A 19966-nucleotide genomic window follows, 5' to 3' on the forward strand; every position below is an offset into this window, starting at 1 on the left:
ACAAAAATGATTATTAGTTGTTTAGCCATTAATTTAATATTTGCTGGTATTTATCCATCAGCAGCTTGGGCGCTCCCAGAAGGCCCTACACAACCAGAATTTAATAGTTTTACACCTATCGGTGCATCAGACATGGTAGATTTGACTAGTGGGGATTTTAACTACAGTATACCAGTGATGGATGTTGGTGGTTATCCTTTGAGTTTAGGATACAGTAGTTCTACAAATTTTGATAGCCCATCGAGTTGGGTAGGTCATGGATGGGATTTAAGTGCTGGACAAATTAATAGATCCATGCGTGTGGTACCTGATGATTTTGATGGAACTGATAAAATCAAAACTAAAAATAACAAACGACCTGAGGAAACCTATGTACTAGGTGCTAATATACATCCAAGCGTGTCGGGTAATGATGCGTTAATACCTGTTCAGTTAAATTTGGGTTTAGCCTTGGAGTATAATAATTATAGGGGTTTATCCGTACTGCCATCGTTAGGTATTGCATTAAACATACATAATAAACTTTCACCTTCTCTTAATTTTGCTCCTACTAGTGCTAACGGCGTTTCTATAGGAGGTAATCTAGGGATATCTGCTATACCTGGTTTAACCTTAGGAGCAGGATTTAATTATAATTCATTTCAAGGCTTTCAAGGTTTAAACACTTCAATAACTTCTAATGTTTCCGTTCCGTTTAAACAACGTAACGTCAACGCAAGTGGTTCATTTACTTCTAGATTAGACTTAGGAGCTCCCAAGAGTTTTACGCCCGCTTATAATTTAGGGTTAACTAATTTTTTAGGAAGGTTCGAAGTAGGCTCGGGAACTAAATATTTGATTTTTGGAGCGCAGGCAGAAGTCTATGCGAGTGTTGCAGTTCAGCAAATACGTGACAGTTATATAGAAAGATCGTTTTCTGCATTCGGTTACAATAATAATTATATGAACGCAGGAGATGGTATGTTAGACTTTACTCGCTCATTTGATCGTCCTGTAAATGCTAATACTTCTGTTTTACCTGTTCCACAACATATGTTTGATATGTATAATATATCTGGACAAGGCTTATCAGGATCATTTAAACCGATGAAGTCTCAAGTGGACTATGTATTTGATCCTTTTGTAAGAAATGCCTCAAATGATATTCGAGGAGGCTTTGACTTTCTTGCAGGTCCAGATGGTGTTGGTGTTGCGGTAGAAACAAGTGGCTCTTTTTCTAATTCTGAATCTGGAAAATGGCCAGAAAGTGGTTTTCAATCACATTTAGACCCTGTTAATGTCGACCTTTTGAATCCTAACTTTAAAAGGCTGTATTTTAAAATGGTAGGTGAGAACAGTTTAAAAAATGATTTAACAGTTACAGATGAATATATTACTGAAATTGGTGGAAAAAGCCCTGTAAATTTTGGATTGGCAAGTAACAAGGACATTAATTGGGGGAAGTATAAAAAGTCTCCTAGTTCAGAAGGATCGGTCGCGCTAACAGAAAAAATTGTGCAAGAAGATAGGATACCAACAGGTAAGAGCATTCAGTCTATTAGCGTTTCAGAACTTCAAGATTACAATTCCGATTTATCGAGCGCAAATAACGAATATGCAAATCTTAATAAGGTTTTCTTGAATACTAATTCAAAAGACCATCATCAAGCAGGTTTTAGAATTACTGACGAGTCAGGATCTATTTACAATTACATCCAGCCCTTATATAATTTAAAGAATATTAATAATAGCTTCAGTGTAGGTTCTACAAATTTGACTTTTGATAATAGTCAGATCAGATATGACAACAGTGACCCCACTACATCAAATAATAAAGGGCAAGATCATTCTGTGCAACGCAAAGAAATACCAGCTTACGTACATACAAGTTTGATTAAAAGTGTATTATCCAGTGATTATAGAGATAGAAAGGGTGATGGAGCTTCTCCTGACGATTTGGGTTCTTATACCTTATTTACTTATAAGAAGTCTACGACCCTTAGTAAGTTTAGAACTCCCGTACAATCGAATACAGCTAATTTTAATGAAGGATTAAACTCTCTAAAAGGAGATAACAAAGCCTCTTACAATTATGGGGAGAAAGAGCAAGCCTTTTTAGATCGGATTATTACAAAAACGCATGTGGCTTTTTTTGAATTGAATAATCCTATTACTGAAAAGCGAGAAGATAATCTAGCTCCAATCGACGAAAACGGTGGTGTAAATAATAGTAGTGATTCCAGATCTAGATATCTTAAAAGAATTTATTTATACAGTTTAAAACAGGCCGAGCAAATAGGATTGCTGGATAATACTAATTTCAATCCAGCTGCGGCTGCAGCAGCTCATCCAGGTATAAAACCACTTAAAACGGCGCATTTTGATTATGACTATAGTCTACAATCTAAGAGTGGAAATAACATTGGTCTACCCAATTCTGTAAGTAACAACGGAAAATTAACTTTAAAAAAGGTGTTTTTTACTTATGGATCTTCCGAAATGGGTAGATATACTCCATATGAGTTTGAATACAACCAAGATTCAAATTTTAATTACCACCCTATGAACAAAGATGTTTGGGGAAATTACAAGCCGTTTGAAGGTAGTAACGCTCTTACTGACGTTGCTAGCAACACAGAGTTTCCATATACACCACAGGATAAGCAATTGACTGATGGAGCAACAAAGGCCGATCAACTAGCCCAAAAATTTCTTTTATCAAAGATTAAACTACCAAGTGGTGGAAATATTAACATAGATTATGAGTCTGACGATTATGCTTACGTCCAAGATCAAAAAAACATGCAAATGTTTAGAATTGCTGGTGCTGGTTATGACAAATCCATTGCCAATAGTGATGTTAGTAACACTTCAGTACAACTTTACAATAATACTCTAGGAGCAAAGCAATACCTATACCTTGAATTAGACAAAAACTCTTTTGAAGACAGTAGTTTATCAAATAATGATTATTTAGAAGAATTTAGAGAAGAATATCTAGATGATTTAATGGATGAACCTTTGTTTTTTAAAACATTAATGAATGTCCACAGCGGTGGATTTAATGAGTACATTTCAGGATATATATATCTAGAAGATCCAGGTTCAATTAGCAATTCAAATTTTAATTTAATAGCTAATAAATTGTATGTAGCTATACCTATTAAGTTACCTACTTTGAATGGAAGAAATAATGGAGGTTCAGCACATCCTTTTTCAAAAGCAACATGGTTATACGGGCGTCACTACATGCCAGAAGTTGCATTTAATGGTCGTGAGTTATCAGCAGATTTAGGTTCAATTGGAAGCGTTGTGCGACGCGCTGCAGATACTTTTGAATCCTTATTAGAAATGTTCAGGTCACCTAATTCGTTGCTCAGAGAGGGTGGGTCTGGTGAAATTATGTACACCAATAAATCCTGGTTAAGACTTAGAGAGCCTAGTGGATTTAAAAAAGGCGGTGGAGCAAGAGTAAATAGCATTTCTGTAAATAGTAATTGGGATTTAATGACAGGTTCTTCAAATTCCGATATAGAACCTAAATATGGTCAAGATTATAGTTATGTATCAGAAAATGGTTTATTTTCAAGTGGTGTGGCAACATTTGAACCTCATTTAAGTGAGGAAAACCCATTCATGCTTCCTTTTGAAGATAGAGGTAGGAAAGTAGCTGGACTAGGTTCTGATAATTTTAGTAGTTTAATAGATAAATTTTTAGCTCCAGCTTCTTCAAACTATGTAAATGGTCCTATAATGAAGGATTATTATCCTAATCCTTCAATTACTTATTCTAGAGTCACGGTAAAAAACCACAAACCAGAGAATCCTGATGCTACATCATCATTTACTCTTGACGAGAAAGCTACCGGTAAAGTAGTTCATAAATTTTATACTTCCAGAGATTTCCCTACGATTCAAAAAAATAGTGTGTTAGATATCATTACACCACCTAGAAGCACACTTGATTTTGCAGCTGATTTAATAGGGGTTCCTTCAAATATAGTACAGACAGAAAGGTTGATAGCATCTCAAGCGTTTTATGTGGAGACAAATGATATGAATGGCAAACCTAAGTCTCAAAGTGTTTATAAAGAAGGAGCAAGTGATGATCAATTTATCACTAAAACAGAATATAAATATCAGGTAGATGAAGATGGACTGAATAATCAAGTCCTTCAAATCGATAAGAAAGGAAATATTGTTCAACAAGAGGTAGGAGTGGAATATGATGTGATCAATGATTTTAGATACTCTGAGTCTTCTTCATTCTCTGCGGGAATGGATGCAAATATTTATTTTACCGCTTTACCTCTTCCTCCATTTTTGTTTGTAACAGGTTTTGGGATGCCTAACATCAGTAATTTCAATTCTCAAATGAGGTCTGTCGCTACAGCAAAACATGTCCATAGAACTGGTATATTAAAAAGTACTACCCTTTATGATCGAGAATCAAAAATATCCACAGAGCATCTTGCTTATGATTACTATAGCAGGAAACCTATCATTACTCAAGTAAATAATGAGTTTAATGATGTAATTTATAATATGGATATTCCTAGTCACTGGGTTCATGATGAGATGGGAAATAGTTCGTTTAATGATGGGATGGTTTTTGAACTAACTTATGCAAACAATAGATATAATTTCAAAAACGGCGCCACAAATACACTTGGCGAGAAATTAATCAATTTAGACTCTGGATTACAATACCTTATAAATGGAGATGAGATAAGGTCATTTTCAAATGGAGATTCTTTTTGGGTAGATAGTGTTGATTTGCTAACTGGCTCTTTAGATCTTATAAATAAGGCCGGTGAGTATATAGACAATTCAACGCTTGGTGGTACTCAAAAGTTTAAAGTTGTTCGATCTGCTTACGATAATAAACAGGCACAAGCCATTAGTTCTATTTCGCTTTCGCGAAATCCTATTAGAGATTTGACAACTGGAGCATTACTTAATAAGTTACCTATTACTAGCGATACAAATAGCAATTTTGCCTTTAATGAATCTTATCAAGTCTATAATGCATCTTCAATCGAAATGAGTGATCGATGGGATCCAGCATGTGAATGTGGCTTTGAAGAAATTGAAGAAGATTCTATTGGGCCTATTTATAATGATCCTGCAGGTCAATTTATAAATCCATATTTTAATAATCTCAAAGGGCAATACCGCCCGATAAAATCTTATGCATTTCTAACTGGTAGAGACTCAGATAATGAGGAGAAACCTATTTTGAGAACAGATGGATTTTATTCAGATTTTGTGCCTTTTTATAATATAAATAATCAAACTGGTAAATGGGAAGCTACAGGAAAAGAATATCAATCGACAATTTCTGGGAGAAATTCATGGACTTTTGCTTCTCAAGTAAGTAAAATAAGTCCTTACGGTCTGGAGTTGGAAAATAAGGATCCACTGGATACCCCTAGGTTTAGCTCAGCTATGTATGGATTTAATAAAAAATTTCCTACTGCAGTAGCCTCTAATACTGAGTATAGGGAACTTGCTTTTGATAGTTTTGAAGATTATGATTATATAGAACATTCAGGTGAAGAACATTTTGATTTCACAAATGCATTGCACCAAACCGTGAATGCAGATGATGAATACATTAGCGATGTCTCCAATTTTTTTGATATTAAATTTCACTTAACTGATCAGGCAGCACACACTGGAAAAACTTCTTTGGTGCTGAGAGGAGGAGAGCGTTACGGAATAGAAAAAAGCATGAAACCCTGCCCGAAAGGTAATCCAGGTGATGCACTGCGAAGAATTCTTAATTATTTATGGATGAATCGAGAGCTTTATGAAGATGGCTCATGTATTGATGAACCTTCAGATCTTTTTGCCGTTCCAGGCTTTAATGATTTACGCCCATTCATCGTTAACAATCCAGAAGGAGGAATACCAATTATATGCAATATTATTATTGATGAGGAAAGAGGAATATTCTTTGACTTTTATTCAAATTTAGAGTTTAATCAAGGTATAAATAGTCTGGAGTTAAAAAATGATATAAATTTTGTCTTTGAATCGTTTAGCCCATTTGATTGCGGTGAAAATGCACCCTTAGAAAATGTTGTTTTAGGTAATAATGATCCTTATAATTTTTCACAAGCTTCGTTTAATTTTGATGCTGAATGTAATTATGATGAGGAAGAAAAGTTTTCACTATACCATCGAATGATAGAACTTGATGACTATTGCATTGATTGTACTTCTTTTTCACCCCATAGTAACAAAGAATATTACGTTTCTGCTTGGGTAAATCAATTTGGAAATTATTTAAACGAAACCACTCCGGAAGGTTTAAGGGATGAACAACCAGTAACTTATGAAGATGTAAAATTAATAGTTTCATTTTATGATTCAAATCAAAACCAACTACAATCATTCAGGTTTAAACCGGAAGGTAAAATCATTAATGGATGGCAAAAGTTAAGCGGGCGATTTATAGCTGGTGATGATGCTTATGTAATGAAGGTCATTGTTGAAAATTCTAACCTTAATTCAGCATCTTTACTTGATGATTTACGTATTCATCCTATTAATGGAAGTATGAAATCATTTGTTTATGACAAGAATAATTTTAGACTTCGTGCAGAGTTAGATGATAATAATTATTCGACTTTCTACGAGTATGATATGGAAGGTAATTTGATCAGAATCAAAAAAGAAACCAGTCGTGGTATCATGACGATTCAAGAATCAAGACAGGGAATGAGCAAATTATCTAACTAATGAATAAACTATTTGTAATTTTAATTATTTGGTTGTTTGGCTGGAGCTTGCAGGCACAAAATGATTTCTATAAAAGTTTTATAGAAGCAAATAAATCATACGCATCAAATATTGAGATGACTATTATCGGTTTAGATAGTGTTACAAGCGTTGTGAAGGGAAAAGCGATCATATCTGATGATGTTGTTTACACAAAATTAAAGGATACTGAGTTTTTTAGTTTTGACAAACATCAGATTAAGGTAGTAAATCCTGAGAAAACAGTCTTATACTCAAAAGTTAAAAATCCTAACACAAATACAGGTCTTACCATAGACTTTGAAACTTTGCAGTTTTTTTATTTTCTTAAAAAGCCTAAAGAAACGAGTTCAGGCTACTCTTTTGAACTTGATCCTATTGAGAATATGTCCCAATATTTAAACAAGATGTTTGTAAAAACAGACAAAGAAAAAAGAGTCACAGAGGTTATCGTTTTTTTTGACAAATGGAATTCTTATGGACTTTCTAAAATCATTTATAAAATTTCTAATAGGACAGAAATTAAAGAATCTCAAATAAAAGTTTCCAACTTTTTTAAAATCAATACGGATGGTTCATTAGAGCTATTAAGTAAATACAAAACATATCAACTAATACAACCGAACGATGAAAAATAGGTTATTTAAATACATTATTGGACTACTCATACTTTTATCTGTTCAAGATGGGATTTCTCAAATCATTACATCGCGACCGGCATTATCAAATGAAATAGTTCCAGGAAGGCATATGATAGAGACCGATCCTGATTACTTTCTTCCTAATTCAGACAAGGAATTTGCATCTATGCAATTGACTCTTGGAATACTTGACGATGTGATTAATGTTGAACCTCTTAGATTTAAATATACAGTTGATTTTAAGATTAAAACTCGTAATTTATCAACAGGTAATTGGAATCAGGCATTTCCCAGAACATTAGAAGTTAATTACAGCCCTTTAGGAAATATTTCTGATATCATTAATGATCGAGATGTGTTAGTTATTGAAAACGCATATGAAGCTACAATCGAAATTTTAAATGTAGCAATATCAAATTTGGATAACAATAGTTCTTTATCCAATTCAGATGTACAAAATGTATTTTTAAACTTAGAATTTGTTTCTAACCACTCACAATTATTAAGCCCACAACCATCTTCATTTAATAGCAGCGTTTTTTACAGATACCCCAATAATTCTTCTACTCCCATCGTTACCGGAAATTCCATTCAAGATGCACCTCAAGAGGTTACAGTTTCTTGGACTCCAATTACTGGTGCCGAGTTTTATGAATTACAATGGACTTGGGTGGATAATTATGGGATAAGTTCAAATGATGTTAAAGTTCCAGCTGATATTCAATGGAACACAAAAGATTTTGATAATAATAATACGAGTTTACTATTAAAAAATAGTAGTTATACGTTACCACTTATATACGAGAGAGGTTATCTCCTATTTCGAGTAAGAGGAGTCGGTTACAATGACCAGGCCCAAGATTATGGATCTAGTTATGTCTATGGTAAGTGGACAGGAGCAACAAACCCTACAAAAGCAGCTGACTATTATGCTATTGAAACTTTTTCACATCAAAAAATTAAAAACTGGCAAATTCAAACCTCTTATGCCGAAGAAGGCAAAAAGAAAGATGTAATAAGTTATATGGATGGTAGCCTGCGTAATAGACAAACTGTTACCAAAATAAATACAGACCAACAGGCTATAGTAGGTGAAGCTATTTATGACCATGTTGGAAGACCAGCTGTTGAAATTCTACCAGCTCCAGCACAATGGGGTCCTTTAGATTATCATCCTAAATTTAATATCAATGATCAAGATGAAAGTTATAGTTTCCTTGATTTTGAATTTTCTGATCCCATACTAGATGCTAATTGTGATCCAGAAAACACTCAAATGCCTTATGCTGAAATGTCTCAATCCAAGGGTGCGGCACTTTATTATTCAAATGATACAGCTCTTAAAACTACTAATAAGGATAATTACATACCAGACGCAGATGGGGTTCCCTTCTCTGTTACAGATTACACAAATGATAACACTGGTAGAGTAAAAAGGAAATCCGGAGTAGGTAAAGAACATGCTTTGAATTCAGGTCATGAAATGAAATATTATTATGGTTCTCCTGATCAAGAATATTTGAACCGCCTCTTTGGGGTTAATGTGGGGTATTCAACTTATTACAAGCGTAACGTAGTTATAGATCCCAATGGTCAGGCAAGTATCAGTTATGTAGATCCTTCAGGAAAGACGATTGCGACTGCGTTAGTTGAAAATGCTCCAAAAAATTTATTAACCTTATCTGAAGTAGGAAGATTTTCTCTTTTCAATAAAGATCTTTTAGGTAAAGTAAATGATACAGCAGTAGACACAAATGTAGATAAAAACAATCTGTTTTACTCAAATGGTAGTTCCTACTTCAATGGATTAATATTCAATGGTGAAGAACTTATCTTAGATAAGAATAATGAAGGGGTTATTAATTTGAACTATACTGCAGATGGCTCTCCATTTTCTCCAGAACATTGTGAAGAAACTTATGATGCCGTCGTGGATTATAAGATCAGTATTACAGATGATTGTGGTAATGAATTTGCTGTCGACGACAGTGGAGATCCTTTATCAGGAACTCATACTTTTAATAACGCAGGTACTAGCGATATACTTCCAAAATCATTAAACTTAAATGGTTTGAAATTGGGTCAATATAATATTTCAAAAACATTAGTAGTTAATGAACAGGCGCTAGAAACGGCTTTAGCCGCTTACTTATCTTCATCTTGTATAGAGCCCATTGAGAATTTTGATGTACGCTATTTACTAGATGATTGCGATTTGAGTTGTGAGAAAGAAAAAAAGACGACTGATATTTTTACTCAAGAGAAGATAGGTCTTATACCAAATTTTTATGATAAGACAGCAATTGAACGAGCAAGTTTAATGTCTTTATTTAACGAAATGTACTTAGCATATTCAGAAACATATGATGATTTATGTGCTGCTAGTCAGTTTGATTATGATTTATGGGATTCATTTTACGAGGCTGAATGCGTGGCAAATGGAATGTTATTAACCTCTCACTTTATGCCAGGAGAACAATATGCAGAGCCAGATGGATCTGCAGGCTACGCGTACTCTATTTTCAATCCCAATAGTAGTTTGCCAAATGATTCGAATAATATTGCGCCTTGGAAAAAACCTGAAATTGTTGGAGGTATAGGTTATATGAATAGTGACGGTGGACAATCTACAATTAGAGTAAGCATCGATTCATATGATACTCAAGGGAATCCTATTTACAGGCCAGCCATTGATATATCAAATCCTGCTCTAGATCCAAATGATTCGAATTATTTTATTGTGGAACCTCAAGACTTAAGTGAAGAATCATTTAGAGATTTATTTGAACCACAATGGGCAGAATCACTTTTACAATACCATCCAGAAAACTGTTACATAGAGGTTATGGATCCTTTATGCACAAAAAAGGTAGCTGTTGATATTATAGGGCTCATAAGTTCTAAGGCATTTGATGAATCTTTATTGATGTTAGAAAATTCTGAAGTTCATGTAAATGGATCTGATATTGATTTACTAGAGGCAACTACTACTGGTGTTGGTGGTACCGCCATTATGAAGTATGATCCGTTTTTTCAATTTGATTATAGTACTAATACTATCGTAGATGACTTGTCATCAAGAAGAACGATTATGCTTGACGCTATTAGTTATGATTATCGCGATGGTAAAAGCCTTTGGTTGTATTCTTATGAAACCCTCTTTTCGGTAGATCCATTGCTTTATAGTGCAAACACAATAAATCATAATACGGTTAGAAATTCATATCTTTCTAATGGTGGTGTATTTCAAATCGAAGAAAATAAAAAGCAATTTTGGCAATTGTTTTTAATGAATTATAATGAATTGAAATCTAGAATCGTTAATGTTTATGCAAGTATTAACGCAGTAAATAATGGTTGTTATAATGGTTGTATTGATGATATAGGAAGTAATGATTATAGAGCTTTATTGAGTGAATTCAATAACGGAGTTACTGCTGCAGCTTACAATGAATTATATAATTTAGTTAATTTACCTCCTTTCCCGCAAGGAAGTAATCTTCCCGTATGTGATCAAAATACTTCTTCTGTTTTAAATGACATGTATCGCGTTTACAGACCTATCGATGTAATCATACCAGCAGGAAGTGATTTACAAGACGTTTTAGATCAATATCAAGATGAAGCAAATTATCAAAACTATTATGAAAGTGGGAAATGTCCTATTGCATCAACCACAGAGTTCTTCTTAAATGGCTATTTTAAAGAGAGAAACGAATTAGGGAATGGCTCTTGGAGCCCTGGAGTTCCTCGTAATTATATAAATAGACATTTAATCGAAGCGTTTGGACATAATTTTAATAATCAGACTTCAAGTTTGAACCTAGTTCTTAATCCAATTGATAATGGTAACACATTAGAATTAAATTTGAATTCTAGTAATTTGAATGCCTCTTGTGACCCTAAATTCACCCTAAATTTTACTAATCCTAATTTAGGGTTTAACTTCAGTACATACGGTTCAAATTGGAAAATAGTAAGTTTATCAAACTTAGTACAAACTAGTTGGGATAATAGTTCGGGCTCAAATTATTCAATATTAGTAAAGTATATAACCGATTTGAATTCAACAAACCCTGTAATTAAAGAAATGGTATTAGTGGGTACAACCTGTATCAATTTAGACAGGTGTAATCCAAATTTATCTTACCCAGCTGTGGCAAATGGTAACCCAGCAAGTAATACATATAATGACTTTTATGATAGCAATAGTGATGCCGCCTGTGGTAAAAGAGAGCTGTTTAGAAGTAGTTTGCACGATTTAATGAGAGAATTGCAAGCAAATGGAAATTTATTTAGTACTGCACCTGTAGATATTTCAAATTACAGTTCTTTTAGTAATGGTTATTTACCGATGCATTTTAATCAAAACAATGCCTTTTGGAGTTGGAATGGCAGTAAATTTATTATTCAACAATCCAATCAAATTCTTTTTCAAGTTGAGGTTAATAACACGAATAATTTTACAAGTTTAGAGACAATAAACTCCTTATTTATAGACAATCCAGATTCTCAAGTACCTATTACTTCAGATTATAATACAGGAACTATCAATTACACATATATAGATACCTCTACTACACCAAATACATTTAATAATGAGCCTATTGACTTTAGTTTATCATTTCCTGTTGGTAGTAAAACTAATGCGATGGACTTTTCCTGCTGCACAGGAACACTACCTTTAGCTACAATTGCGCCAAACGATAGTAATATTCAAGTTCCTTTAGAAGATTTAATCAAGGAAGTATTGGCTGAGTATGGATTGAATGGCACATCAAATTTACAGTCTTATCAACTCGACCAAACTTTGTCTCAATCTTTAGTAGCGGCTTATCCATCCATCCCTAATGATAATGGAGTAGTTTCAATTTATGATTTTACTATAAATAATTTGGGTAACATTGCGTATTTTTCTTTTTCTGCTCAAGGAGATATCGATTTTTACATGGAATGGAGGGATACTGGATACAGCACGGGACAAGGTGATTGCACTTTACAAAATCTAACCAGTGAATTAGATTACATGTTTAATGGTTCAACAAGGATAAACACATCACTTGTTAATGCTAATTTGAATTATCAGAATCCTAGGTTGTTAAGCCTAAATCTTTTAGAGAGAAGTACACAAAACTACATAAATTTTAATTTAGGTTTTATAAGAGATAATGGTTCAAACGAGTATAAATGTGATTACAATGTATACTTAAGAGATCTTAGAGACTGTGGCAATCCTTGTGTGCCAATTCAAGTAGCTCCAGTAGCCTGTACACCAGAGATTTATGGGTTATATATGGCTTTAATGCCTAGTCTGTCTCCCATAGACTCTAGCTACTACCTCACTGAAAAAGAATTTTGTGAATATAATGCTTCGATCGTTTTAAACGATTGGATTTATTATATCGATCGTGTCGTGAATGGAAATGGTTTAGATAGCCCTTTTTATTTATCCATCTTAAATTTTGGCGGTAACGCTTTGGGCATGGGCCATCCAGATACACGAGCAGCAATTGACGCTTATATTGATGACCCTCAATATTATGATCATTTAACTTGGCTAGAATTTACTCAAGAAATAGTTAATGGAGCGATTAAAATTGGCACTATTCAAAATTCATGCCCTACAGCTGGTGTTCCTTTTGTGACACCTTTGGTAGATCTTGAAGACCCTTGTGAAACTTTTCAAAACAACTTTGCTAGAACCTATCAAAATGATTTGTATAACCAGTATTTAGAACAACAAACAGCCTACTTTAAAAGAGCTTATACAGATCATGTATTAAGTACGACGGTTGAGAATCTCACATCTAGTGTAAGAGATCTAGAGTATCAATATACTTTGTATTACTATGACCAGGCAGGTAATCTAGTGCAAACGGTACCACCAGAAGGAATAGACGATACTTTTAAAGCAACGGTTCAACACAATGTTATCAATCAAGAAAGAGATAGTTATGATGCTAGTGACCCTAACAGTAGTATAAATGTAAATAACTCAACCATTTCTCCTGAGCATCGATTAACCACGCAATACAAATACAATTCACTTAATCAATTGGTGTGGCAATCTACACCAGACGGTGGTGAGACACGTTTTGCTTATGACAAATTAGGGAGAATTATTGCTAGTCAAAATGCAAAACAGGCTAGTGAAATAGTTACTGGGCCTCAGGCACAAGTCATAATTAATAGCAATGATATTAATTGGATTAACAATAGAAATATAGATTTTTCAAATAAATCATTATTAAAAAAAATAAATCGAATGACTACAAGTTCGATAAGTTCTGAGCAACAAATTGAAGGAGATGGTTTTTTTGAAATTGTTGCAAATAACTTTGAAGAAGAAACCTATAGTATGATTGGTCTTACGGATTACATAGGTACAAGTTCTTACTGGCCAAATTTAGATTTTAACATGTATGCCTATAAACCTATTAATATAACGGAACAAAGAAGACATTTAATTGTTAAACTCAATAATAATAGCACTAGTGGTTGGATCTGGCCATCTGGCGGTACCGTCTTGAATAATGGTGATGTCTTAAGGGTAGAAAGGATTCAAAATAAAATTTACTTTACTCATAATGGAAATCCTCTTGGCGAATTAATTGATCATACAAACGGTGCTCCTCTTAGAGCTGCTGTATATTTTGTTGCAGGATCGTCAAGTAATGTTGGAGAGCAGAGTGTATCAAATCCTAAAATTGGATATTCAACTAATCAATACGAGAAATTCTCATACACTAGATACGACGAGTTAGGACGCATAAGTGAAGCTGGAGAAATGAATGTGCCACAAGGAAGGTACATCATAAATGACGAAGGTATATTAATAGATAACACAATTGGCCAGGAAGCAGGTGTTAATACCACATTATATCCAGATAATATTACTAGTATAAGAAGTCAGGTGACTAAAACTACTTATGACCTGCCTGCAACACCTGCTCTACAAGATCTATTTGAAGATTATAGTGCGCAAAACACGAGAAATAGAGTTACTAATGTTAAATATTACAGTACTTACACTTCTAATAGCATCTCAGATAATTCGTTACACTATGACTATGATATTCATGGCAATGTAAAGGAAATGATCACTCATATTAACGATGAGTTTCTTGAGAATAGTGATAATGCTTATTTTTCTGTACTGTACGACTATGATTTAATAAGTGGTAATGTAAATCAAGTAACTTATCAAAAAGATAAGAGAGACCAATTTATACACCGTTATGAATACGATGCAGACAATAGAATACAATATGTAGAAACATCTTCAGATGGTGTTGTCTGGGAGAAAGATGCACAGTATGAGTACTATAAACATGGACCACTGGCTCGTGTACAAATAGGAGATAAAAAAGTACAAGGAACAGATTATGCTTATACTATTCATGGATGGCTCAAAGGTGTAAATTCTGAAAACGTTGATAGAACTGTAGAGATAGGGCAGGATGGTTATGGATTACAGCATCAAAACACTGCTATAGATGCTATGGGTTATTCTCTTAATTACTATGAAAAGGATTACTCATCACTTGGCCGAAGTAACCTGTTAAATACAAATAATAGTAATCTTAATACTAACTCTTTAAACCCCTCATCTGGAATAGGTGGTACAGAAAATAAAGACTTATTTAATGGTAACATCAGTAGAATGGTTACTTCACTTCTTGGTACTAAGGAAGAACAATTGAGTACTTTGTCTAATAGATATATTTACGATCAGCTCAATAGGATAAAACAATTTCAGTCAGAAGAACTGGAGTTAAATGGTATTGTAAGATCCACGTATGGAGCACAGTATGAATTTGATCGCAATGGTAATTTAACCTCGCTTTCGCGAAAGCGTCAAAACGGAGATAACTTTGATAGTTTTACATACGATTATGAAAGAGATCCACAAGGTAACATTGTTAATAATCGTTTAATAGGATTATCTGATGATCCAGATGTTGATAATTATGAAGGTGATATAAATGAAGGTAGTAGTAGTTATGAATATGATGAAATAGGTCAACTTATTTATGATGAAGGTGAAGAATTAAAGATAAAGTGGCGAGTAGATGGTAAGGTTGCTGAGATTGAAAAAAATGACGGTACAGTAATAACTTTTGATTATGATCCATTAGGTAATAGAATAGCAAAGCATGTAAATAAACAAAATCAAGAAGGAGATATAGTATCTACTTATTATATAAGAGATGCGTCGGGCAATGTAATGGCTACTTATGAGAATTACATTAAGATGACAGAAAAAGATATTGCTGAATATAATCTAACTCAAAAAGAAAAGCACATATATGGTAGTAGTAGATTAGGTTTGGAAATCAGTTCTTTACATCTTGGAAAAGGTACTGTAAAAGGTGTTTTTGATAATGAGTTTACAGTGAAATCTTTATCAGGTTGTCTTGGGAATAATTATGCTTATCACTTTGGTAGTAGTGCTAGTTCACAAACAGCTACCTGGAACGAAGGAAGTCCTATATTCCTATCTGATCACGATAATTATTTGAGATTTAATACGGTTATCGATCTCGATGCCGTTGCAGATTATGATATTCTAGAATTAATATCAGCTTATACAGGGTCTCCAGCTCATTCAAATCTAGGGGCACGTAACGGAATCATGTTTAATATAGAAAATGAAAATGGACTCTTAAAGCCTGTTTTTCATATCTATACAAGATCAGGGACTCTTGCTCAAAGACTAGAATTAGACCCTTCTATTCACCCTAATTTTACATTAGGATTAGGTGTTCTTGATGTAACGGCAGAAATTAAAATGATCAACCCTAATCTATCAATATCACGTAGTATAACTGCTTTTGAATTTATTCTTAATGGGCAATCCTATTATTATAATAACCCATCTCATTCAGATGACTTTATAAGTGGTTCGAGCGGGATTACCAGAAGTAATAGTTCTATAGGTAATAGCAATAATCAAAGTGCATTTGCCATGTGTTACTTGAACTATGAATTTTCTAATAATTCAAGTAACGGTGTGCTTCAAAGAGAAATAGGTTTTAGAGAAACTGGTGAATCAGGTTTACATTTACTAGGAGTTTTTACTAGAAATGGCATCCCTGGAGGAACAAATGCAAACACCTTCACTATTGCAACTGACGACTGTAGTTACTATACTACTAGCCCATGCTTGTATCAACCTATTCCTGATAATGATCTAGACGGTATTCCTAATGACTGTGAAATCGCAAATGGCTCTAATCCAAATAATGCAGATGACGATGGGGATGGTGTTCCTACGAACCTAGAGTATGGTAATTTTAATCCTAGTTCTTGCAGTGGATATCTTGATACAGATGGTAACGGGATATTTGATTATATGGATCCAGATGATGACGGTGATGGTATAGATACCTCATGGGAAAATAATCCGTTAAATGTTAACATAGACCTTGATAATGATGGCACACTTAATTATCTAGATGCAGATGATGATAATGATTACGTTTCTACTAAATGTGAATCTAATTATGGTTACGATCCCTACCAGTTCTCTGCAGATCACGATGGAGATGGAGTATTGACAAAATATGAAATAGAAGAGTCTAATCGCAATGGTAATCCAGCATTAATAATTAATATACCTCTAGATGCAGTAGATTGTAACCTTCTTTTAGATACTGATAATGATGGCACTCCAGATTTTGCAGATGATAATGATGATGGTGATAGTTACTTAACTAGTGTAGAGCAGCTACCAGAATTTGATATGACTAACTGGTTTGACGATGATGGCGATTCAGATGGGATACCAGACTTTAGAGATAAACAAAACAACACGCCTAATTTTCCAGAAGAAGAATCTTATTCATTGCATGAAAGGTTTGCAGGAGATAAGCGTTATGAGTTATCTAACCATCTCGGTAATGTACTAAGTGTTGTTACTGATAGAAAACTACCTGTTTATAATAAATCTACTTATGAGATAGAGGAGAATCGTTCTTTTGAAATAAATATGGAACAAAAAGGTGGGTTATATAAATTTGATTCTCAAAAAGAGTACATCTATTTCCACGGTCGAGAAGAAGGCGCTGGTGCTTTAACTATGTTTAATACAAAACCTGGGATTATTAACTTTTCTATTGAGAATTTAGATTCTGAATCAAAAGAATTTTATGGAGCAACAATTAATTTATATAGCGTTGATGGTGATAAAAACTTAACTTTAATAGAAAAGAGCGATTTGATTACCTCAGTTGATAAAGAAAAAGGATCGAGTTACTATTATCAAATTAGTAATGCAGGTGATTACGCTATTAGTATAGAGCTAGGCCCACAACCATTTAAAGGAGAAGAACAGATAGTATACATGTCTGGTTTAAAATTAAATGCTTTGGGTAACCCAGCAGCATGGCTTGCATCGCAAAACTACTTTAAACCAGACGTTTTTGCATACAACGATTACTATCCGTATGGGATGCTCCTAAATAATAGACATGGACGGGATTCAGGGAAGACAGTTTTGATAGTTGCCGTAAAACCATTTAGATTATCTGTTGCCGTGATCAGGCAGTATCTCAAAAACTTCTCTTTTCTCTTTTCTATCTAAAATTTGGATTCCATTCTCAATCGGCTTTATTATAGTAACATTACCGATCTTTTGTCCAATACTCATACGCTTAATTTGTCCATTTAATTTAATTATATAAATCTTTTTCCCATTTTGATCAGTTAAACTACCATGAAAGCTAATCCTGTTTGGATTATCTTCAATCACACTTACTTTTGGTTTCTTTTTTAATGGTATTGTAGGTTTATCCCTAATGTGCTTATTTGGAGTTTTATACTTTCCAAATGCATCCTTATCAGATAACACTATATCTCTTCCCCTTATTTCAAACCTAAAACTTTCTTTTGATTCGAATTCCACTGTTGGAAATTGAACAGGCAATACCTCATTGGAACTATAAAAAAAACGGTACCCTAAAGTCGACCATATCAACATAACAATGATCATTAAAATGATATTGATTATTTTTTTTGTCTTCATTTTTGTATTGATCTTAAATAAACTGTAAGAAATAACTTTTCACTATTTCTTTTTGATTGTAATAAGGAAGATCGAATAATTGCGTCTTTAAATTCATACTCAAATTTATTAAACCACGTTAAAAGATCCGACTGTGAACCAGTTATAGTAAAATCGTAGTCAATAAATTTTGAATCTTTAATAACTTTAATTTCTGTAAATTGAATAATGTTGACATCTGGATCCGTGTTTATCGATTCCAATATAGATGATTGTATTAAAAAATATTCTTTCACTGAAAATTGATTTGTATCAAAGCCCTCAATCGTCGATAGTTTAATTCTTTTTTGAACTAATTCCGAGTTGGCTTTTTCAACATTATTTTTTAACACAATTGATGGCAATAATACTTTTCTTAATATTGCTAAACCTAGAAAAATGCAAAATAACATTACAATAATCCCTTTGTATAAAATTGAAATTTTATTCATAACCGAATGAAATATAGCCTTGGGACAAATCTTTATTATTAGTACTTAACTCTGTTAATTTTACATTTACAAATTGACCTTTTTTGTTAATGCTTTTTTCCCATAAATCAATTAAATCTGTATTAGAAGTTTCAAACCAGATCTCACCTTTACCTTTACTAAGATTACTTTCTTCTTTGACATTAGAAGGGTCAATAATAATTTTAACATAACTAATTCCTTCTACGTGACAATCAATTATATCATTAATTATATGAGCTCGTTGGATTCCATATGATAAACTTAACTGGTTAAAAAAATATACATCATCTTTTTTCAACTCTTCATTTAATCTCTTATCACCTATTATATCGTCAACTAATGAAATTTCATATTGTGACTCAGTAATTTCAACATTTAGTTTATTGACATAAAAATAATTCAAAATCATAATTATCAATATAACCGGAACCATCTTAAAAAGTATTCTCTTTGCAAATGACTTTAAAACATTCAAATCATTTCTAAAATCCATTTTTGTATTCAATGTATTTTGACTGAATATCGATGCAACTATACCTAAAGAGTTAAGACCTATTAAATCGTAATTATCGCCATCCAACTTAAATGTTGTAGCAAAATTTTGAATAATTAAACCTTTGATATCTGGAATTTTAACCATATTTAAATAAGCTAAATACGTAATACCTAAATCACCAATAACAGTAAAATGATGGTCTTTGATATATTTATTTTTTAACACTTTAAGATTTGAGTATTGACTTTCATCTATTTGGCTGGAAACAATTCTATCAGAAAATTTAATCCAAGACATATTGAAACTATTTGACAATGTTTTTTCAAATAAAGACTTGTCAATTGAATCCTTTACAACAAATGATTTGCTACTTTGACCATTTATAATATAAACGACTACTAAACTATCAACTTTCTCAACATCAGATTTTTTAAATGTTTTATTGTTTGAAATAAGGGAAAAACTATTTTTGACTACTTTAAAAATTGTCAGTTGTTCGTAATTGTTTCCCGATTCCGATAAAACGAACGTAATGACGCCTAAAGTATTTCCATACATAAAACTTTCA

The 19966-nt window shown here is 33.2% G+C and carries 6 protein-coding genes; 3 read left to right on the forward strand and 3 right to left on the reverse strand.

Translation table 11 applies throughout. The features are described 5' to 3' along the window. Positions 1-6: 6 nt before the first annotated feature. Genes LY01_RS13680 through LY01_RS13690 form a run of 3 tightly spaced genes read left to right on the forward strand, consistent with a single transcriptional unit; the run spans position 7 to position 17970 of the window. Complete coding sequence (locus LY01_RS13680; protein WP_146080439.1) at positions 7-6726, forward strand: hypothetical protein; 6720 nt, start codon at positions 7-9, stop codon at positions 6724-6726. Further along, positions 6726-7382, forward strand: a complete 657-nt coding sequence (locus LY01_RS13685) for a hypothetical protein (protein WP_146080440.1) — start codon at positions 6726-6728, stop codon at positions 7380-7382. The genes LY01_RS13680 and LY01_RS13685 overlap by 1 nt, the downstream gene beginning before the upstream one ends. Further along, a complete protein-coding gene (locus LY01_RS13690; RefSeq protein WP_104516561.1) occupies positions 7372-17970 on the forward strand; it encodes an RHS repeat domain-containing protein in 10599 nt (3532 codons plus the stop codon). Before LY01_RS13685 ends, LY01_RS13690 begins: the two co-directional genes overlap by 11 nt. Here LY01_RS13690 and LY01_RS13695 read toward each other — a convergent pair. Genes LY01_RS13695 through LY01_RS13705 form a run of 3 tightly spaced genes read right to left on the reverse strand, consistent with a single transcriptional unit; the run spans position 17911 to position 19956 of the window. After that, entirely contained in the window at positions 17911-18411 is a 501-nt protein-coding gene (locus LY01_RS13695) for a hypothetical protein (RefSeq protein ID WP_104516563.1), read from the reverse strand. The two genes, LY01_RS13690 and LY01_RS13695, sit on opposite strands and share 60 nt — an antisense overlap. Then, entirely contained in the window at positions 18408-18881 is a 474-nt protein-coding gene (locus tag LY01_RS13700) for a hypothetical protein (RefSeq protein WP_104516565.1), read from the reverse strand. Before LY01_RS13700 ends, LY01_RS13695 begins: the two co-directional genes overlap by 4 nt. After that, on the reverse strand, positions 18874-19956 hold the full coding sequence (locus LY01_RS13705; RefSeq protein WP_146080441.1) for a hypothetical protein: 1083 nt from the start codon (positions 19954-19956) through the stop codon (positions 18874-18876). The genes LY01_RS13700 and LY01_RS13705 overlap by 8 nt, the downstream gene beginning before the upstream one ends. Positions 19957-19966: the final 10 nt, after the last annotated feature.

Source organism: Nonlabens xylanidelens, from assembly GCF_002934445.1.
GTDB classification, from domain to species: domain Bacteria; phylum Bacteroidota; class Bacteroidia; order Flavobacteriales; family Flavobacteriaceae; genus Nonlabens; species Nonlabens xylanidelens.